The organism is Mesorhizobium sp. LEGMi-168a (genome assembly GCF_058312955.1).
In genome coordinates this window covers 142,946-162,730 of record NZ_JBZEGV010000005.1, presented here as the reverse complement: position 1 = coordinate 162,730, position 19,785 = coordinate 142,946, and the positions used below count along the sequence as shown (strand labels likewise).

The 19,785-nt window shown below is 65.2% G+C and carries 18 protein-coding genes; 10 read left to right on the top strand and 8 right to left on the bottom strand.

Annotated features, from left to right (window positions below):
* Positions 1–126: 126 nt before the first annotated feature.
* The 8 genes from AC4FWB_RS09530 to AC4FWB_RS09495 all read left to right on the top strand — a co-directional run bounded on the left by AC4FWB_RS09530 (position 127) and on the right by AC4FWB_RS09495 (position 8,889).
* The gene (locus tag AC4FWB_RS09530) at positions 127–714 is read left to right on the top strand and encodes an amino acid synthesis family protein (RefSeq protein ID WP_491025744.1); all 588 of its coding nucleotides are present in this window, start codon (positions 127–129) and stop codon (positions 712–714) included.
* Positions 707–2,506, top strand: coding sequence for an alpha/beta fold hydrolase (locus AC4FWB_RS09525; protein ID WP_491025743.1), 1,800 nt, complete (start codon positions 707–709; stop codon positions 2,504–2,506). Before AC4FWB_RS09530 ends, AC4FWB_RS09525 begins: the two co-directional genes overlap by 8 nt.
* A complete protein-coding gene (locus tag AC4FWB_RS09520; RefSeq protein WP_491025742.1) occupies positions 2,503–3,540 on the top strand; it encodes an LLM class flavin-dependent oxidoreductase in 1,038 nt (345 codons plus the stop codon). The genes AC4FWB_RS09525 and AC4FWB_RS09520 overlap by 4 nt, the downstream gene beginning before the upstream one ends.
* Positions 3,541–3,552: 12 nt before the next feature.
* Positions 3,553–5,025 carry an aldehyde dehydrogenase gene (locus AC4FWB_RS09515; protein WP_491025741.1) on the top strand — a complete coding sequence of 491 codons (1,473 nt, stop codon included), beginning with the start codon at positions 3,553–3,555 and terminating at the stop codon, positions 5,023–5,025.
* A 66-nt stretch (positions 5,026–5,091) separates the two neighbouring features.
* Complete coding sequence (locus AC4FWB_RS09510) at positions 5,092–6,096, top strand: ABC transporter substrate-binding protein (RefSeq protein WP_491025740.1); 1,005 nt, start codon at positions 5,092–5,094, stop codon at positions 6,094–6,096.
* 54 nt (positions 6,097–6,150) lie between these two features.
* Positions 6,151–7,011 (top strand): ABC transporter permease, encoded by an 861-nt coding sequence (locus AC4FWB_RS09505; protein ID WP_491025739.1) that lies wholly within the window; start codon positions 6,151–6,153, stop codon positions 7,009–7,011.
* A gap of 1 nt (position 7,012) precedes the next feature.
* A complete protein-coding gene (locus tag AC4FWB_RS09500; protein WP_491025738.1) occupies positions 7,013–7,813 on the top strand; it encodes an ABC transporter permease in 801 nt (266 codons plus the stop codon).
* On the top strand, positions 7,810–8,889 hold the full coding sequence (locus tag AC4FWB_RS09495; RefSeq protein ID WP_491025737.1) for an ABC transporter ATP-binding protein: 1,080 nt from the start codon (positions 7,810–7,812) through the stop codon (positions 8,887–8,889). The genes AC4FWB_RS09500 and AC4FWB_RS09495 overlap by 4 nt, the downstream gene beginning before the upstream one ends.
* A 24-nt stretch (positions 8,890–8,913) precedes the next feature.
* Here the strand turns inward: AC4FWB_RS09495 and AC4FWB_RS09490 are convergent, their stop codons facing one another.
* The 8 genes from AC4FWB_RS09490 to AC4FWB_RS09455 all read right to left on the bottom strand — a co-directional run bounded on the left by AC4FWB_RS09490 (position 8,914) and on the right by AC4FWB_RS09455 (position 17,782).
* Positions 8,914–9,702: a DeoR/GlpR family DNA-binding transcription regulator gene (locus AC4FWB_RS09490; RefSeq protein ID WP_491025736.1), complete on the bottom strand. Its 789-nt coding sequence runs from the start codon at positions 9,700–9,702 to the stop codon at positions 8,914–8,916.
* A gap of 111 nt (positions 9,703–9,813) precedes the next feature.
* The gene (locus AC4FWB_RS09485; protein WP_491025735.1) at positions 9,814–11,109 is read right to left on the bottom strand and encodes an NAD(P)/FAD-dependent oxidoreductase; all 1,296 of its coding nucleotides are present in this window, start codon (positions 11,107–11,109) and stop codon (positions 9,814–9,816) included.
* Positions 11,110–11,112: 3 nt separating this feature from the next.
* A complete protein-coding gene (locus AC4FWB_RS09480) occupies positions 11,113–12,489 on the bottom strand; it encodes a glutamine synthetase family protein (protein ID WP_491025734.1) in 1,377 nt (458 codons plus the stop codon).
* Between the two features lie 486 nt (positions 12,490–12,975).
* Positions 12,976–13,737: an SDR family NAD(P)-dependent oxidoreductase gene (locus tag AC4FWB_RS09475; RefSeq protein WP_491025733.1), complete on the bottom strand. Its 762-nt coding sequence runs from the start codon at positions 13,735–13,737 to the stop codon at positions 12,976–12,978.
* Positions 13,738–13,748: 11 nt separating this feature from the next.
* Positions 13,749–14,561: an ABC transporter permease gene (locus tag AC4FWB_RS09470; RefSeq protein WP_491025732.1), complete on the bottom strand. Its 813-nt coding sequence runs from the start codon at positions 14,559–14,561 to the stop codon at positions 13,749–13,751.
* The gene (locus tag AC4FWB_RS09465) at positions 14,561–15,424 is read right to left on the bottom strand and encodes an ABC transporter permease (protein ID WP_491025730.1); all 864 of its coding nucleotides are present in this window, start codon (positions 15,422–15,424) and stop codon (positions 14,561–14,563) included. The genes AC4FWB_RS09470 and AC4FWB_RS09465 overlap by 1 nt, the downstream gene beginning before the upstream one ends.
* Positions 15,425–15,501: 77 nt before the next feature.
* Entirely contained in the window at positions 15,502–16,665 is a 1,164-nt protein-coding gene (locus AC4FWB_RS09460) for an ABC transporter substrate-binding protein (protein WP_491025729.1), read from the bottom strand.
* Positions 16,646–17,782 (bottom strand): ABC transporter ATP-binding protein, encoded by a 1,137-nt coding sequence (locus AC4FWB_RS09455; RefSeq protein WP_491025728.1) that lies wholly within the window; start codon positions 17,780–17,782, stop codon positions 16,646–16,648. Before AC4FWB_RS09455 ends, AC4FWB_RS09460 begins: the two co-directional genes overlap by 20 nt.
* Before the next feature lie 116 nt (positions 17,783–17,898).
* Here AC4FWB_RS09455 and AC4FWB_RS09450 point away from each other — a divergent pair, with 116 nt between their 5' ends.
* Together AC4FWB_RS09450 and AC4FWB_RS09445 are read left to right on the top strand one after the other, a co-directional pair.
* Complete coding sequence (locus AC4FWB_RS09450) at positions 17,899–18,711, top strand: LuxR C-terminal-related transcriptional regulator (RefSeq protein ID WP_491025727.1); 813 nt, start codon at positions 17,899–17,901, stop codon at positions 18,709–18,711.
* Between the two features lie 151 nt (positions 18,712–18,862).
* On the top strand, positions 18,863–19,561 hold the full coding sequence (locus tag AC4FWB_RS09445; protein WP_491025725.1) for a GntR family transcriptional regulator: 699 nt from the start codon (positions 18,863–18,865) through the stop codon (positions 19,559–19,561).
* The last annotated feature ends 224 nt before the right edge of the window (positions 19,562–19,785 follow it).

Sequence of the window (19,785 nt, the reverse complement as noted above, 5' to 3'; positions counted from 1 at the left end):
TGCGGCGCCACAAAAACAGATTCCATGGCCAATTGACAAGGTATTTGGTGCTCCATAGTATGGTATACCATAAGACGACACAGAAAATGGCGCTTTTTCGTGAGCGCCGCCCCGACAGAGGTTTTCATGCAGCCGGCCATTCGCAAGATCGTCACCTACACCGAGAACACGCTGATCGAAGGCGGCAAGGCAGCACCCAGGCCGCTGCGCCTGATCGGCGTTGCCGCCGTGCTGACGAACCCCTGGGCGGGTCGCGGCTTCACCGAGGACCTCTCACCCGAGATCCGCGCCTGTGCGCCCGTGCTCGGAGAGACCCTGACCCGCGAGATCATCGCCGCCGCCGGTTCGGGCGAAGCGATCGAAGGCTACGGCAAGGCCGCCATCTGCGGCACGTCGGGCGAGATCGAGCATGCCTCGGCGCTGATCCACACGCTCCACTTCGGCAACCACTATCGCCGCGCCGTCGGCGCCAAGACCTATCTTGCCTTCACCAATCTGCGCGGCGGGCCGAACACGCCGATCATGATCCCGCTGATGGACAAGAACGACGAAGGCCGGCGCTCGCATTACCTGACCGTGCATTTCCAGATCGGCGACGCGCCGGCCCCGGACGAATTGGTCGTGGCGCTCGGCGCTTCGATCGGCGGCCGCCCGCATCACCGCATCGGCGACCGCTACCAGGACCTCAGGGAAGTGGGCGACCTGCATGGCTGACGCCGCGCTTCAATGGACCCGGGCAGCCGCGCCCGACGGCACCAGCTTCATCCGCGCCGGATCGGGCGCGCCGGTGCTGTTCATTCATGGCGTCGGCATGAACGCGGCGATCTGGCGGCCGCAGATCGAGCGGATGGCGGATCGTTGGGACGTCATCGCCATCGATATGCTCGGCCACGGCCGCTCGCCGCTGCCGCCAGAAAATCCGGAACTGGCCGACTACGCCCGACAAGCGATCCGGCTGCTCGATCATCTCGGTCTCGACAAAGTGTCGGTCGTCGGCCATTCCATGGGCGCCCTCGTCGCGCAGGAATTGGCTCTGCTTGCGCCGGAGCGCGTCAGCCGCATAGTGTCGCTCAACGCCGTGTTCCGGCGTCCGCCCGAACTGGCCGCGGCAGTCCGCGAGCGGGCCGCCGCCCTCACCTGCCGCGGCGACGCGGCAGGTGCCGCGCAGACCATTGCGCGCTGGTTCGGCGATCCGGTTCCCGCCGGGCTCATGGCGGCAGCCGAAAAGACGGCGGCGGCACTAAGTGAGGTCGATCCCGAAGGCTACGCCCGCACCTATCGCCTGTTCGCCCGTGCCGATAGCGATCACGCCGACCGACTGCAGACCCTTGCCGTGCCCGCCCTGTTCATCACCGGCTCGGAAGACAAGAATTCCTCGCCTGCAATGTCCGCCGCCATGGCGCGACTGGCGCCGCAGGGCCGCTGCACTGTGCTGCCCGGTGAACGGCACATGATGGCGGTGGCAGCGCCCGACCTGACCACGCGCCACATCGTCGATTTCCTCGGCGAAGGCGACGCGGTCGAGCATGGCAACGGAGCGACAGACGCCGGCTTCGACAGCGGCGAGTTCCGCCGCGCGCTGGGGTCTTTCCTCACTGGCGTCACCATCGTCACCACGATCGGGCTGGAAGGCGAGCCGCGCGGCTTCACCGCCAACTCCTTCACCTCGGTGTCGCTCGATCCGCCGCTGGTCCTGGTCTGCATCGCCCACAAGGCTCTCGGACATCCGGTGTTCGCGACCGCAAAAAGCTTCGCCATCAACATCCTGAATGAGAGCCAGAAAGCGGCCTCCGGCATCTTCGCCTCGAAGGCGCCGGACAAATTCGCCTCGGTCGACTGGCAGCCGGGACGAACCGGCAGCCCCGTTCTGGACGGCTCGGTCGCCTGCTTCGACTGCGACATGGAGCGGCTGGTCGAGGCCGGCGATCATTCGATCCTCATCGGCCGCGTCCGCGACTTCCAGCACAATTCGGCGCAGCCGCTCGGCTATTGCCGCGGCGCCTACATCACGCCCGGCCTCAGCCAGGAGGCATTGGCCGCGGCCCAGCCCGGCACCGATGTCGGCGCCATCCTCGAAAATGGCGGTCGCATCCTGTTCCTGGAAACGCCGGACGGCTTCCTCGAACTGCCGCGCGGCCGGGGCCTTGGCTCGGCAAGCGACGGCAAGAGCCTCAACGGGCTTCTCACCGCAAAAGCCATCGAGGCGCAGCTCGGTTTCCTCTTCGCCGTATGGGACGATGCTGGCGACGCCTCGCGCACGCATGTCTATTATCGCGGCACGTTCGATGTGCCGGCATCGAGTGATCGCGGCATCCGGCTGATCGACATCGACGCGGTCGACGCCTTGAAGATCGCCGATCCGGCCATTCGCTCCATGCTTGCCCGCTATGTGCGCGAATGCACTGAGGATGCGTTCGGCGTTTATGTCGGCAACGAGGTCGAAGGCGAGGTGCGGCCGCTTGCTCGGTCTGATGCCGCTTCGCTCAATACAGGTGACCAGGGATGAAGTTCTCGCTCTTTGTGCATATGGAACGCACCGATCTCGCCAAGCCGCATACGGAGCTGCTGAGCGAGTTGGGAGAGCTGGTCCTTTTGGCGGAAGAGGCTGGCTTCGAGACCGCCTGGATCGGCGAGCATCATGGGATGGAATTCACCATCTCGCCCAATCCCTTCATCAACATCGCCTATCTGGCAGCCAAGACCAGCCGCATCCGCCTCGGCACTGGAACGATCATCGCGCCCTTCTGGCACCCGATCAAGCTTGCCGGCGAAGCCGCGATGGCCGACGTCATCACCGGCGGTCGTCTCGATATCGGCATCGCCCGCGGCGCCTACAGCTACGAATACCAGCGCGTCTTCCCCGGGCTCGACGCCTGGGGCGCCGGCCAGCGCATGCGCGAGATGATCCCGGCGATCCGCGGCCTTTGGGATGGCGACTTCGAATTCTCGGGCGAGTTCTGGCAGTTCCCTTCCACCACTTCCTCGCCCAAGCCAGTGCAAAAACCCTATCCGCCGATCTGGGTGGCGGCGCGCGACCCGAACTCGCACGACTTCGCCGTCGCCAACCAATGCAAAGTGCAGGTGACGCCGCTGGCTTCGGGCGACGATGAGGTGACAAGCCTGATGCAGCGCTTCAACGCCGCCTGCGATGCGCATCCGGAGATCGCACGGCCGGAGATCATGCTGTTGATGCACACATTCGTCGCCGAGGACGCGGCCGATACGAACCGTCTCAGCCAGGACCTGTCGAGCTTCTACTGCCAGTTCGGCGCCTGGTTCCAGAACAAGAAGCCGGTGCGCCAGGGCATATTGGAACCGCTGACCGCCGACGAGATCGCCGCCATGCCGCAATACGCGCCGGACAAGATGCGCCAGAACCTGGTGATCGGCGAGGCGGACGAAGTCATTTCCCGGCTAAAGGCCTATGAGGCGCTCGGTTACGACCAGTACTCGATCTGGATCGACAGCGGCCTGTCGCACGAGCGCAAGAAGAAATCGCTGCAACTGTTCATCGACCGGGTGATGCCGGCCTTCCTCTGATCGCGAGCTTCCATGACCGACGCTCTTTTCAGGAACTTCATCGACGGCCGCTTCGACGAGCCGTCCGCCACCTTCGACAGCGTCGATCCGTCGACCGGCGCGCCTTGGGCGACGATGCCGGCGGCAAGCGAAGCCGATGTCGATCGCGCCGTCGAGGCCGCGCACCGCGCGCTGCGCTCGGGTCCTTGGGCCTCGATGACAGCGACCGCGCGCGGCAAACTGCTGGTCAGGCTCGGCGACCTCGTCGCCGCCAATGCCGGCCGCCTGGCCGAGCTGGAGACGCGCGACACCGGCAAGATCATCCGCGAGACCCGCGCCCAGATCGCCTATGTCGGCGACTATTACCGCTACTATGGCGGGCTCGCCGACAAGCACGAAGGCGCGCATGTGCCGATCGACAAGGCGGATCTTGACGTCACCATCCGCCGCGAGCCGATCGGCGTGGTTGCGGCTGTCGTGCCGTGGAACTCGCAGCTCTTCCTCTCGGCGGTCAAGCTTGGCCCGGCGCTCGCCGCGGGCTGCACGGTCGTGTTGAAAGCCTCCGAGGACGGCCCGGCGCCGCTTCTCGCCTTTGCCGAGCTAGTTCAGGAAGCCGGCTTTCCCGCCGGCACCGTCAACATCCTCACAGGTTTCGGCCAGGACTGCGGTCGGCGCCTGACCAGCCATCCGCTGGTCGCGCGCGTCGCCTTCACCGGCGGTCCGTCGACGGCGCGCGCCATCGTCCGGAACACGGCGGAGAACCTCGCCTACACGACGCTGGAGCTCGGCGGCAAGAGCCCCGTCGTCGTCTTCGCCGACGCCGATCTCGACAGCGCCGCCAATGCGGTCGTCGCCGGCATCTTCGCCGCGACCGGACAGAGCTGCGTCGCCGGCTCGCGGCTGCTCATCGAACGTTCGGTGAAGGACGAATTCCTTGGCCGCCTGAAGCGCAAGGCCGAAGCGATCCGCATCGGCGACCCGCAGGACCCGGCGACCGAGATGGGGCCTTTAGCCACGCAGCGACAGCGCGACCGGATCGAGACCATCGTCGCCGAAAGCCTCGTAGCCGGCGGCAAGCTGGTCACCGGCGGCAAGCGACCCGACAGCGGCGCCGGCTTCTACTACGCGCCGACCATCATCGACGCCGGCGCCAGCGACCTGCCCTGCGTGCGCGAGGAATTGTTCGGACCGGTGCTCAGCGTGCTTGCCTTCGACACCGAGGCCGAGGCATTGGCGCTCGCCAACGACACGCCCTTCGGCCTCGCCTCCGGCGTCTTCACCTCAAATCTCGGCAAGGCGCACCGCATGGTGCGCGACATCCATGCCGGCGTCGTCTGGGTCAACACCTATCGCGCCGTGTCGCCGCTCGTCCCCTTCGGCGGCTATGGCCTGTCCGGTCTCGGCCGCGAGGGCGGGCTGGACGCCATCCGCGATTACACGCGCTCGAAATCGGTCTGGATCAAGACCTCGGACGAGCCGATCCCCGATCCCTTCGTCATGCGCTGAGAACGGCATGACGAGGGTGCACTGACAAGAACAAGAAACGGAACAGAGAAATCAGAGGAGAATGACATGAAACTGATCTTAGCCGGCGTTCTCGCCGGACTGCTTTCGGCGACCGCCGCCAAGGCCGACGAAATGGTCTTCACCAGCTGGGGCGGCACCACCCAGGAGGCGCAGACCAAGTCCTGGGCGGAGCCGTTCGCGGCCAGCTCCGGCATCAAGGTGCTGCAGGACGGCCCGACCGACTACGGCAAGCTGAAGGCCATGGTCGATGCCAAGAACGTCACCTGGGACGTCGTCGATGTCGAGATGGACTTCGCCATCAAGGCCGCCAAGGATGGGCTGCTCGAGCCGATCGACTTCGCGACGGTGCCCAAGGCCGATCTCGACCCGCGCTTCAGCAACGAGAACGCCGTCGGCAGCTTCTACTATTCCTTCGTGTTGGCATGGAACAAGGGCGCGGTCTCCGGCGAGCCGGCAAGCTGGGCCGACATGTTCGACACCAAGAAGTTTCCCGGCAAGCGGACTTTCTACAAATGGTCGGCGCCCGGCGTGATCGAGATCGCACTGCTCGCCGACGGCGTGCCGGCGGACAAGCTCTATCCGCTCGACCTCGACCGCGCCTTCAAGAAGCTCGACACGATCAAGTCGGACATCGTCTGGTGGGGCGGCGGCGCCGAGTCGCAGCAGCTCATCGCCTCGGGCGAGGCCGCCTTCGGCCAGCTCTGGAACGGCCGCGTCTTCGCGCTGGAGAAGGACGGCGCCGATGTCGGCGTCTCCTGGAACCAGAACCTCACCGCCGCCGACGTTCTCGTCGTGCCGAAGGGCGCCAAGAATAAGGACAGCGCGATGAAGTTCCTCGCCGCCGCGACCAGCCCGACCGGCCAGGCGAAATTCGCCGAGGCGAGCGGCTACGCGCCGATCAACACCAAGGCCAAGGCCGAAATGCCCGCCGACGTCGTCAAGGGCCTGCCCGACGCCCATGTCGATGGCCAGATCAACCTCGACATGAACTACTGGGCCGAGCATCGCGACGAGATCGCCACGCGCTGGTACGCCTGGCAGACCAAGTAGCCGCCACGACAGGAGCAGGGCGCGGCAACGCGCCCTGTTTGAAAGGGACGCCCCATGACGGCGAATGCTCTCAGACGCCAGTCTTTTGTCGGCCTGCCGACCGGCAGCGGCGGTGCCTTGCCGGCCCTGACGCTGGTCGGCCTGTTCTTCATCGTGCCGGTGGTCGCCTTGCTGCTGCGCAGCGTCACCGATCCAGAGCCCGGCCTGCAGAACTACGCAGCCCTTTTCGGCAGCGGCACCTATGTGCGCGTGTTCCTCAACACGTTCCTGGTGGCGGCCGTCGTCACCGCCGTCACTGTCGTCGTGGCCTTTCCGGTCGCCTGGATGCTGGCGATCATGCCGCCGGCGCTCGGCTCGATCGTTTTCGGCATCATCATCCTGTCGATGTGGACCAACTTGCTCACCCGCACCTATGCCTGGATGGTGCTGCTGCAGCGCACCGGGGTGATCAACCGGGCGCTGATGGGCCTCGGCATCATCCATGAGCCGCTGCCGCTCATCAACAATCTCACCGGCGTCACCATCGGCATGGTCTACATCATGCTGCCCTTCATGATCCTGCCGCTGGTCGGCACGTTGCGCGCCATCGACCCGATGACGCTGCGCGCCGCCGCCCTTTGCGGCGCGAGCCCGGCCCAGGCGTTCCGCCGCATCCTCGTGCCGCTGTCGCTTCCCGGCATCGCCGCCGGCGGGCTGATGGTCTTCGTCATGTCGCTCGGCTATTTCGTGACGCCTGCCCTGCTTGGCGGGACATCGAACATGATGCTCGCCGAGATGATCGCCCAGACCGTCCAGTCGCTGCTCAACTGGGGGCTCGGCAGTGCGGCCGCCTTCGTGCTGCTCGCCGTCACCATGGTGCTTTACGCGATTCAGCTTCGGCTGGTCGGCGCCAGGCGCCTCACCGGAGGGCTTTGAGATGCTGCTCGACTATGACCGGCTCGGATGGCTGCGCGCGGCGCTCGCCGGCTTCACCGCGCTGGTCGCCGCTTTCCTCCTGCTGCCGGTGATCTTCATCATCTTGCTGTCGTTCGGCTCGTCGCGCTGGCTGGCCTTCCCGCCACCCGGCTGGACGCTGAAATGGTATCAGGAATTGCTGGCCGATCCGGCCTGGATCGACGCCGCGCTGACCAGCGCCAAGATAGCTGCCATGGTCGCAATCCTCGCGGTGCTGATCGGCCTGCTCGCCTCCTTCAGCCTGGTCAGGGGCGAGTTTCGCGGACGCCAATTCCTGCGCGGATTGCTGCTGACGCCGATGGTGTTGCCGGTGGTCGTCTTCGCCATCGCCATCTATGCCTTCTTCCTGCGCATTGGGCTCGCCGGCACCACGATCGGCTTCGTCGTCGCCCACACGATCCTGGCGCTGCCCTTCGCCATTATTCCGATCGCCACCGCGCTCGAGGGTTTTGACAAATCCATCGAGGACGCGGCGATCGTCTGTGGCGCCAGCCCGCTGCAGGCAAGGCTGCGCATCACCCTGCCCTCGATCCGCATCGGCATCTTCTCGGCGGCGATCTTTGCCTTCCTCGCCTCCTGGGACGAGGTGGTGGTGGCGATCTTCATGGCGAGCCCGACCCTGCAGACCTTGCCGGTGAAGATCTGGGGCAGCCTGCGCGCCGATTTGAGCCCGGTCGTCGCCGCCGCCTCCAGCCTGCTCGTCGGCCTCACTCTATGCCTGATGATCGTGACCGCACTCCTTCGTAGAAGACTGTCCAGATGACCCGGCCATTCCTGTCCATCCGCGCGGTGAGAAAGGCGTTCGGCGCCTTCATCGCCGTCCATGACGTCACCATCGATGTGCCCAAGGGCGAATTCCTGACCTTTCTCGGGCCGTCGGGCTCCGGCAAGTCGACGACGCTCTACGCCATCGCCGGTTTCCAGGACCCGACCTCCGGCGACGTGCTTTTAGAGGACAAGTCGTTGCTCTCAGTGCCGTCGCACAAGCGCAACATCGGCATGGTCTTCCAGCGCTACACGCTGTTTCCGCATCTGAGCGTCGCCGAGAATGTCGCCTTTCCGCTGCGCGTGCGCGGGCGGCCGGATGCCGAGGTGAAGCGCAAGGTCGCCGACATGCTGGCGCTGGTGCGCCTTGAAAAGTTTGCCGACCGCTATCCCGGTGCGCTGTCGGGCGGCCAGCAGCAGCGTGTCGCGCTTGCCCGCGCGCTTGCCTACGATCCGCCGATCCTTCTGATGGACGAGCCGCTGTCGGCGCTCGACAAGAAATTGCGCCAGGAAATCCAGGCAGAGATCCGCCGCATCCACCGCGAGACGGGCGTCACCATCCTCTATGTCACGCACGACCAGGAGGAGGCGCTGCATCTTTCCGACCGCATTGCGCTGTTCAGGGAAGGCCGCATCGAGCAGATCGGCACCGGCGAGGATCTTTATCTGAGGCCCGCGAGCGAGTTCGTCGCCGGCTTCATCGGCAATTCCAACTTCTTGCCGGCGGAGCTTCTTGAGACCGAGAGCGGCGCGGCCACGGTGCGGCTGGCCGACGGCTCGGTCGTCAAGGGCGTGAAGGCCACGCAAGCCCTCGATCGCGGCCAGAAAGCCAGGCTGATGGTGCGGCCCGAAGCGTTCCGCCTTACGCCTGTGCCGGGGAACGCCTCGCTCACTGTCGAGATCGTCGACGCGGCCTTCTTCGGCGACCGCCGGCGCGTCGTGGCCCGCACCGCCTCGGGCGACGAGATCGATGTCAGGCCGACTTCCGATGCGGCGGAGCCGGACGGCGCAAATGCCGCTTCGAGCCGGCAAATCTTCTTCGATCCCGCGTCGGCCTTCCTGTTTCCGGCCTGACGGCTGTCGCCGTAGTTCTGTCGTTCAGGTGTCGGCGAAGACGTGCAGTTCCGCGCCCGCTTCGTCGATCGCGGCGCGCAGCTCGACCGCCGGTTCGCTGTCGGTGACGACGTCGGAGATATCGCTCAAAGCGCAGACGCGTTCCAGGCTGTTGCGGCCGAACTTGTCGTTGGTGACGACCAGCATCGTCGACAGCGCCCGCGCCATCATCGCCCGCTTCACCGCCGCAGCGCCCGAGATCATATCGCTCGGCCCTTCGGCATTGACGGCCGAGGCGCCGATGATGGCGACGTCGGCATTGTAGCGGCGCACGAATTCGACCGTGTCTTCACCGAGCACACTGGCTTCGCGGCTGTCATAGGTGCCGGGGCAAAGGATGACCCGAAAACTCGGATTGGCGCCGGCGACCGACGCGATGCCGATCGAATTGGTGATGACCGTCAGATCCCGCTTTAGCTGGGAAAAACTGCGCGCAACCTCGTAAGTCGTCGAGCCGCCGTCGATCATTACGATCCGCCCGTTCTCTACCAGCCCGGCGGCGCCCCGTCCGATGCGGGCGCGCTCCTCGACCATGGTCAGGCCGCGCTCGGCGATCACCGGTTCCGACGTCATCAGCGAGATCGTGGCGCCGCCATAGGTGCGGTTGATCAGCCCCGCCTCGCCGAGCTCGATGAGATCGCGGCGGATGGTCTCGCCGGCGACGCCGATGCGCCGCGCAAGCTTGGAGATGCGGATCGATGCCGAGCGACGGACTTCCGACAGGATCAGCTCGTGTCGCTCCTTCTTCGTCAGTCGGCCGGGCTCGATGTTCATCGCTCTTCCCCTTGCCGCGACCATTGCCAATGGCTAACGCCGGCGGCGCCGGGGACTCATCCCCGGCGTCAGGACCTTAGCCATGCCGGCACCGCGGGGAAAGTCGGCGCTTCAGTGCCTCAGGCGATCCCGCATTGCATACCACAGCATGCCGAGCACATAGAGCGGTCCGCGCAGCGCGGTGCCGCCGGGGAACGGCAGCGGCGTCAGCGTCGAGAACAGGTCGAGCCGCGAGGCGTTGCCCGTGATCGCTTCCGCGAGCAACTTGCCCGACAGCGTCGACAGAATGACGCCTTTGCCGGAATAGCCATGCGCGAAATAGACCTCGCCATAATGCCCGACATGCGGCAGGCGCGACGTCGTCACCGACACCAGCCCGCCCCAGGCATGGTCGATCCGGCAGCCGCGCAATTGCGGAAAGGTCTTTTCCATATGCGGCCGCACGAAGCCGGCGATGTCGGCCGGCGGCGAAGGCGTGTAGCGCTCGCCGCCGCCGAACAGCAGGCGTCCGTCCGCCGACATGCGGTAGTAGTTGACGACGAACAGCGTGTCCGAAACCGCGACATTCGCCGGGATGACATTGCGCTCGCCCAAAGGCTCGGTGGCGACGATGTAGTTGCCGACCGGCATGATGCGGCTGTTGACGCGCGGCTCCAGCCCCTTGAGCAGCGCATCGCCGGCCAGCACGACATGCTTGGCGCGAACCGAGCCTTTGTCTGTGAAGACCCGGATGGACGGCTCGCGCTCCAGCCGGACAGCGACCGAGTTCTCGTGGATGGCGACACCTGCGGCGGAAGCAGCGCGCGCGAGCCCCAGCGTATAGTTCAGCGGATGCATGTGGCCGCCGAGCCTTTCCAAGACCGCGCCCAGATAGGGCGTGTCCACCTTCTGCCGCGCTTCAGCCGCCGACAGGATTTCGACATCGGTAAAATTCATCACCTTGGCGAGGCACTCGGCTTCTTCCTCGAAGTCGCGCATGTCAGAGCCGTTGACAGCACCGACCAGATGACCGGTCAGCCTTAGATCGCAGTCGATTGAATGGCGCTCGATGATACCAAGCACCAAGTCCCTCGCCTCGAAGGCAAGGTCGAACAGCGCCTTCGCCCGTTCCGGGCCGAAGGCCCTGACCAGTCCCTTGGCGCCCTTGCGCAGGCCGGGGATCATCTGGCCGCCATTGCGCCCGGATGCGCCCCAGCCGATCTTGCCACCTTCGAGCAGCACCACTTTCAGGCCGCGCTCGGCGGCGTGAAGCGCCGCCGACAGCCCAGTGCAGCCGCCGCCGACCACCACCAGGTCGGCTTCGACATCGCCGATGAGAGCCGGATGGTCCGGGGCCGGATTGGCGGTCGCGACGTAATAGGATTTGCCGATATCGAGACCGGAATTGAAACCTGTTGAACGGGCCATGGGTCACACCTTGAGCAGCAGATGGTCGCGTTCCCACGACGTCACCACGGTCTGGAACAGGTCGAGCTCGACGCTCTTCACGCGCAGATAGGTCTGGAAGAAATCCTCGCCGAGCAGTGTCCGCACCGGCTCGCAGGCGGCGAAGCGGTCGAGCGCTTCCTCCATGGTCTTTGGCAGCGTGCTCTGACTGCGATAGGCATTGCCGAAAGCTTCCGGCGAGCGGCCAAGCTTCTGCTCGACACCGAGATAGCCGGCAATCAGCGAGCCGGCCATGGCGAGATACGGATTGGCGTCGGCGCCGGGCAGCCGGTTCTCCACCCGCCGCGCGGCGCGGCCGCCCATCGGCACACGCAGGCCGCAGGAGCGGTTGTCATGCGACCATTCGATATTGGCCGGCGCGCTGTGGTTCGGCCGGATGCGCCGGTACGAGTTCACGTTGGGCGCGAACAGCGGCATCACCTCCGGAATGTATTTCTGCAGGCCGCCGATGAACTGCGCGAACATCTCGCTGTCGTCACCGTCTTTGCCGGCAAACAACGGCTCGCCCTTCTCGTCGATGATCGACATGTGCAGATGCATCGAGCTGCCGGCCTGCGCCGCGATCGGCTTGGCCATGAAGGTGGCGTGCATGCCGCTCGCCTGCGCCGCCTGTCTCGCCATTCGCTTGAACAAAAGCACCTTGTCGGCCAGCGCCAGCGGATCGCCATGCAGGAAATTGATCTCGAGCTGTGCCGTGCCGGATTCATGGATCAGCGTGTCGAGCGGCAGGCCGACAGCGGCCGAGTGCGCGTAGATGCGCTGGATGACCGGTTCGAACTCTTCCAGCGCCTGCATGTCGTAAGGATGCTGCACGCTTTCCGGACGGCCGTTGCGTCCGACCGGCGCGGTCAGCGGCCGGTCCGGATCCGGATTTGGCGCCGTCAGATAAAATTCGAGCTCGGGCGCCATCACCGCCCGCCAGCCGCGCCGGCGATAGAGGTCGAGCACCGCCCTCAGCACATGGCGCGGCGAGGCCATCCATGGCCGGTCGTCCATGTGGAACGTGTCGGCGAAGACATAGGCCCTGCCGGCGCCGCCGCCCGGTGCGAGGCTGAGCGTCGAAAGGTCGGGCACCATCCGCATGTCGGGGTCCTGATAGGCGAACCCCTCGTCGATGGAGCCGGAATAGCGGCCGTCGATGGCGACCAGGAAGGCGCTGCTCGGCAGATAGAGCGCCCGATCCTCGAGCGATTTGAGGAACTTGGCCGCCGGCAAGGTCTTGCCGCGCAGCACGCCGTTCACGTCGGGCACGAGGCACTCGACCTCGTTTATTCCATGCGTCGTCAGCCAGCTTTGCGGATCGGCGCTGCTGGAGAGTGAAGTGTCTTGTCTGTCAGGCATCGGTCATGTCCGTACGAAGGAGAAGATCGCTTCGGCGGCACATCCGTTCCGGTAGGGCGTTATGTAAGCTGCGTTATCCGAGGACGGACGCCCGCCTGGTTGCCGGCCAAAAGGCCGGGTTCAGAGCGCCTGGCACTCCTTCGGTCCAGCCGTCACGAACGACATGCGAGCCGACCTTCGTCTCCTCCGCACGCTGCAGGTTCTCGTGGCGGCAGCAGCGCATGATCAGTGGCACCCCGCTCGCGCAAAAGAAATACCGCCGGCAAAAATCGAATGCCTTGCGCGGTATCGCTGTTTTGCAGCTTGCATGACGGGTCTCACTAGAGCAATTCCAGGAAAAGTGTGAGCGGTCTTCCGTCCGGAATTGCGTAAGAACAAAGGGATAGAGCGGTTCGCCGTTTCCGTGAAACGGTGAAACGCTCTAGGGTGGAGCCTATGGTTTGACCGATCATCGCTGCGGGCGCAAGTCCGCTTTACTGGACCAGCTCAGCCAATGCTCTCACCGCCATCGATCACCAGCGCCTGGCCGGTCATGAAGGAGGAGCGGTCGGAGACGAGGAACAGGATGGCTTCGGCAATCTCCTCAGCGCTCGCCCAGCGCCCCATCGGGATCTTGGTCCGGACATAGTTTTCGATCGCATCGCGGCCGCCCATCTGGGCGATGAACGGCTCGTTGAACGGCGTGTCGACCCAGCCCGGGCAGAGCGCATTGATGCGCACATTGTGTTTTGCGTAGTCGAGCGACATCTGCTTGGTCATCGCCACCACCGCGTGCTTCGATGTCGCGTAAGCAATCATCTCACGGTCATAGAAGACACCCGAATTCGAGGCGGTGTTGAGGATGACGCCGCCGCCCTGCGCGATCATCGCCGGCATGACGGTCTTCGCCGCCAGGAACTGGGCCCGCACATTGATCCGCCACGAGGCGTCCATGCCGTCGGTGCTCACTTCGGTCAGCGTGCCGCCGACCTGGATGCCGGCATGGCTGTGCAGGATGTCGATCCGGCCGTGCTTGCCGAGCGTTCCCGCGATGAGCTCTTCGACCGCCGTGTCGCTGCCGACATCGGTGGCGACCGCTTCGGCACGGCCGCCGGCCTCGCGGATGTCGGCCGCGGTGGCTTCGCCGGCCGCCGGGTCCCGGTCGGCGATCACGAGGACAGCCCCTTCGCTGGCCATGATCATGGCGCCGGCGCGCCCGATGCCCGACCCGGCGCCCGTCACCACGGCGATGCGATCTTTCAGAATCATGGATTTGTCTTTCAAGGCGATGGTTTCCGTCGGCCGAGCTGCCATTGGGCGAGCAGGACGAGCAGGACCGACGCGGCGAGCACGATGGTCGCGACGGCGTTGATCTCCGGCGTCACGCCGCGCCGGATCGAGGCAAAGACATAGATCGGCAGCGTCGTCTGCGCGCCGGCGACGAAGAAGGCGATGATGAAATCGTCGAAGGAGAAGGTGAAAGCGAGCAGGAAGCCGGCGATCACCGCCGGCATGATCTGCGGCAGCACGATCGAGCGGAACGTCGTCAGCGGCGTGGCGTAGAGATCGCTCGATGCCTCGACCAGATTGCGGTCGAGGCTGCTGAGGCGCGTGCCGACGATCATCGTCACCAGCGCCATCGAGAACAGGCCATGCGCGGCGATGATCGAGCCGTAGCCGAGCGCAAGCCGCGGCGGCTGGTCGGTCGGCCACAGCGAAGCGAGGAACGGGTTGACGACGGCGAAGAGCTGCACCAGCGCCACCAGCGTCGAGATGCCGATGACGACGCCGGGCACGACGATCGCGGCGCCCAGCAGCGCGTCGAAGAGCGCCCGCGTCCGCACGCCGACGCGCTGCAGGCCGAGCGCAGCGGCCGTGCCGCAGAAGGCCGCGAGCAAAGCGCTGGTGGTGGCGATGAACAGGCTGTTCTTCAGCGCCTCGACCAGGAAGGGGTTGGACAGCGCCTTGCCGTACCATTGCACCGAGAAGCCGGTGAACTCGCTGGCATGATGACCGGCATTGAAGGAGAACAGCACGACCAGCGCGATCGGCAGATAGAGGAAAGCGAAGACGGCAACGACGAAGGCGCGCATCAGATCAGGTCCACGCGGCGTGCGCCCGAAAGCCGGGTCGAGATGCGATTGGCGACGATCAGCACCACGACCGAGACCAGCACCAGCGTGATGGCGATCGCCGATCCGAACGGCCAGTTGCGCGATTGCAGGAAGAGATCGACCAGCGCGTTGCCGATGAAGAACACCTTGCCGCCGCCGAGCAGCGTCGGGATCAGATATTCGCCGAGCAAGAGGATCATCACCAGCGAGAAGCCGGTCATGACGCCGGGCAACGACAGCCTGAGCGTCACGCCGAGAAATGTCGACAATGGCATCGCACCCAGATCGGCGGAGGCCTCCAGCAGCCGGCGGTCGAGCCGCTCGAGGCTGACATAGATCGGCAGGATCATCAGCGGCAGATAGCCGTAGACGATGCCGAGCAGCACCGCGCCCGGGGTGTTGATCAGCCTGAGATCCTCGATCCCGACATAGGCGAGCAGCGCCGGGATGCCGCGCCCGCCAAGGATGTACATCCAGGCATAGGTGCGCATCAGAAGACTGGTCCAGAACGGAATGACGATCAGCGCGAGCAGGATCAGCCGCCAGCGCTGCGGCGCCCGCAGCGCCAGATAATAGGCGACGGGATAGGCGACGAGCAGGCAGGCGAGCGCGCCGACCGGCGCCAGCACCATCGTGTTCCAGAAGGCGGTCGCCCGCGCCGGCAGGTTGGCATATTGCGTGAAGGTGAGCGCCGCCTGATAGCCGCCCTCGGGCGCCCGCTCGCCGACGCTGAAGATGGCGATGGCGACGAAGGGCAGCACCAGGAACACGACCAGCCACAGCGTCGCCGGAGCGAGCAGCAGCGCCGTCAGGATATTTTTGCGAAAGAGACTGCCGCGCATCGAGAAAACCGGTTCAGAGCCGGCGGACATTCGTCCGCCGGTCTCGTTGTCTGGATCGGGTTTATGGCTGGCGCCGGTCAAGCCGACTTGAAGCGCGCCATCAGCTCGGCGCGGCCCGGATCGGTGAGCGTCGCGGCGGCGCCGAACTCGAGCGGCTTCAAAAGGTCGGCGGCCGGATAGAGGATCGGATTGTCCAGCACCTCTTTCGGCAGCAGCGCGTTGACCCGCGCGTCGGTCGAGGGCGCGCCATTGGCTAGATGCTCCTTCACCGCGACCTTCGGGTTCATCAAATAGTTGAGCAGGGCATAGCCGGCGGGCTTGTTCGGCGCATCCTTCGGAATGGCGTAGAAATCCGTCCAGATCTCGCCGCCTTCCTTGCCGAGCACATAGGCGATCTCGGGAATGTCGCGGTGAAGCTGCGCCCCGTCATTGGTCCAGCACATCGTCATCCAGGCATCGCCGGCGCGCATTCCAGGCTGGTAGTCGCTCGACACCGCGAAGAGATGCGGCTTGACCTTGAGCAGCAGCTCCTCGGCCTTGGCGAGCTCGTCCTGCTTCAGCGAGTTGAACGAGTAGCCGTGATATTTCAGCGCATTGCCGATCGTGGTCAGCTGGTAGTCATGCACCATGGTGCGGCCATCGCCTTCCGCCATCGCGGTGTCCCAGAACTCCTTCCAGCTCGACATCGGCTTGGAAAGCTTCTTGGTGTTGACCGCAAAGCCCGTCGTGCCCCAGTTCTTCGGCACCGCGTAGATCGTCCCGTCGATCGTGCCTTCCGCCGTGAACCGCGCATCCTCCTGCGAGCCGTCGAAATTGCCGAGCTTGGCCATGTCCAGCGGCTCGATGATGCCGAGCTTCTTGTAGGTCGAGATGGTGTAGTTGGTCGGCACGAACAGGCTCCAGCCCGAGCCGCCGGCCTGCAGCTTGGCCAGCATCTCCTCGTTCGACCCGAAGACGTTGACCTCGACCGCGACGCCCGTCTCGGCCTTGAAATTCTCGAAGGTCTGCGGGTCGTGGTAGTTCGGCCAGGTGGCGATCGACATGCGGTCACCGAGGTTTTCCGCAGCAAAGGCCGGCGTCGGCATGATGCCGAGCTCGCGCGCCATCACTGCGGTGGCGACACCGAGGCCGGTGAGGCCGAGGAAGTCGCGCCGGCTGATCGAGCCGCGCTTCAGGCGCATCAATTGGTCGACGAATTTTTCGGGGCTTATCGGCAGTCCGTCACGATAGGATTTCGACATGTTGGTCTTCCCTCTGGTTGGTCCCGTTGTTCTTTGTGCTGGGAAACGCCAGCGGCGCTCCGGCGGCAAAGCCGATGGCGACGGGTTCGCCCGGCTTGAAAAGGTTGCCCTGGCCGATCACGTGATCGGCCTTGGCGAGCAGCGATCCGATGCCCTGGACCTCGATCGCGTATTCCGCGGTCGAGCCCAGGAAAATCCGGTTGCGGACGATGCCCTTGAGGCTGCCGCTTCCGGGTTTAGAGAGGCTGAGCGATTCCGGCCGCAGGCTGACCGAAACGGCCTCGCCCCGGCTGAGCGGCACCCGCTTGCGGGCGGCGATGACCGTGCCGTCGGCGAGCGCGATGTCGACGAGGTCGCCGGAAAGGCCGGCCACCTTGCCGCTGAGCAGATTGGTCTTGCCGACGAAGTCGGCGACGAACAGATCGGCGGGCTCGTCATAGATCTCGCTCGGCTGTCCCAGCTGGACGACGCGGCCGCCATTCATGACGCAGACGAAGTCGCTCATCGACAGCGCTTCCTCCTGGTCGTGGGTGACCAGCACGAAAGTGATGCCGATCTCGCGCTGCAGGTTCTGCAGCTCGATCTGCATGTCGGTGCGCAGCTTCTTGTCGAGCGCCGCTAGCGGCTCGTCGAGCAACAGCACCGCCGGCTTGTTGACCAGTGCCCGGGCTAGTGCGACGCGCTGCTGCTGGCCGCCGGAAAGCTCGTGGATCTTGCGGCGGCCGTAGCCGGCGAGCTGCACCATGGCCAGCGCCTCGCCGGCCTTTGAGGAGATCTCGCGCGACGACAGCCGCGGCCTCGCCTGGCGCAGCCCGTAGGAAATGTTCTCCTCGACATCGAGATGCGGGAACAGCGCATATTGCTGGAACACCATGTTGACCGGACGCCGGTAGGGCGGCGTGCCGGCCATGTCGCGGCCGCGGATCAGCACCTGGCCCTCGCTCGGCTGCTCGAAACCGCCGATCATGCGCAGGCAGGTCGTCTTGCCGCAGCCCGAAGGGCCGAGCAGCGCAACGAAAGCCGAAGGCGGGATGGCAAGGTCGATGCCGCTGACCGCGGTGACGGCGCCATAGCGCTTGGTGACCGCGCGAAACTCGATATCGGGCACTGCAGTCAAGCCAGGCTCCAGCGACAGCGTGAGGCAATTTCGTGACGCTAGCAGAGCCAATGCCGACTAGTATATACCTCGCGAGTGGTATATTTAGCCGATTTTATCGTTTAGAGGGGTATGAGTTGGCTGCCTCCCGCAGTGACGACTACAACGCCTTAGCCGCCGTGATCGCTGCGACGCGCGAGACCGGCAGCGATCATTTCGGCAAGGCGATCGTCGGCTGGCTGCGCGGACATGTCCGCTTCGATCACTGCGTGATCTTCGGCTATCGCGGTGCTGCGCGGCCGCCATTGCTGTTCGAGACCTTCTCCCCGGCGGAGAGTCACATCTTCGTCGCGCTCTATCAGGAAGGGCCCTATCTGCTCGATCCCTTCCATCACGCCGCGATCGAGCGCAAGGAGGGTTTCTGGCGCATGCGCGAGCTTGCGCCGGACCGCTTCTATGCCAGCGAATACTACCGCTCCTATTACAGCCAGACCCGGCTCGCCGAGGAGGTCGGCTTCTTCGTGCCGCTGGCCGGCAAGGATGCGCTGGTGCTGTCGCTGATGCGACTGCGCGCCTCGGGGCCGTTCGGAACCGCCGACGCCAGGCTGCTGCGCGACATGGCGCCGGCGGTGGTCGGCTTCTGCAAGCTGCGCTGGCCGGCTCTGCCTGCCGACGAGATCGCGGCTCCGCCACCGGGAGAGACCGTCGCGACGGCCAACGAACTGGACCGCGCGCATATCTGGAAGAGCCTGTCGCTGACGTCGCGCGAAAAACAGGTCGTCGACCTAGTGCTGCAAGGTCATTCGACGGAATCGATCGCTAGGGCGCTCAGGATCGTGCCCGGCACCGTCAAGGTCCATCGCCGCAACATCTATCGCAAGCTCAAGATCAAGTCGCAGGCCGGCCTCTTCGCGCGCTTCGTTGAGATCATTGACGCGCGCATTGGATAGCGGGACTCAGGGCTGGCATCAGGCCGGCTGCCTCCCTTGCGGCGGCGCGCGTTAACCGTCTATCGTGCGGCTCGAAACCGCCGGACAGGTATCCTGGCGGCAGATTGCGTGACCAGACAGATTTCAGGACGGATGAAGTAGCGCATAGCCAATGGCCGACAAAACACAATTCGAACTGACTGCCCTCGACTCAGTACCCCTGCATGAGAAAGTCTATCTGGAACTGGTGCGGGCGCTGATGTCGGGTCAGCTCCAGCCCGGCCAGAAGCTGACCTCGCGCAAGCTCGCCAAGGAGCTCGGCACCAGCGACATGCCGGTGCGCAGCGCCTTCATGCGGCTGCAGGCGCTCAGGGCGCTGAGCCCGATGCCGAACGGCAGCGTCGAGGTGCCGACGATCTCGGCCGATCGTTTCCAGCAGCTGACCGACGTGCGCACCATCCTGGAAGGTACCGCCACCGAACTCGCGACAAAGCTCATCAACGGCAACAATCTGCGCGCCATTCGCCGCCATTGCACCGAGCTCACCCAGGCCGCCCGCAGCGGCGACATCGACGACTATCTGCGCAAAAACCATGACTTCAAATTCTCGATATACCGCCACTGCGGCAACGAGCAGATGATCTTCCTGATCGAGACGGTGTGGATGCAGGTCGGACCTTTTCTCCGCAATCTGCGCATCGGTTTCGAGGACGACCTCGCCGGCATTCTCGAAATCGACTACCACGAGGAGGTCGTGGCGGCGATCGAGGCCCAGGACGGCGGCCGGGCCCGCGCGGCCATCGTGCGCGACATCGACGAAGGTGCCGCGCACATTCTGAAGCAGATCAAGTTCCCGGAACTGCGGCATTAGCATTTCTGAACGTCGGCGATCCTTCGCGCCCCCCTCTGCCCTACCGGGCATCTCCCCCCTAGGGGGGAGATCAGCAGCTCCGGCGCCCCGCCTCATCTGCGACGTCGGCAATTGGCGAAATCGCCGATGACGGCCAATCTCCCCCCCAAGTGGGAGAGATGTCCGGCAGGACAGAGAGGGGCGCTGTCCCGCCGGCATCTCGTAGGTTCTGCCGCAGCCCACCC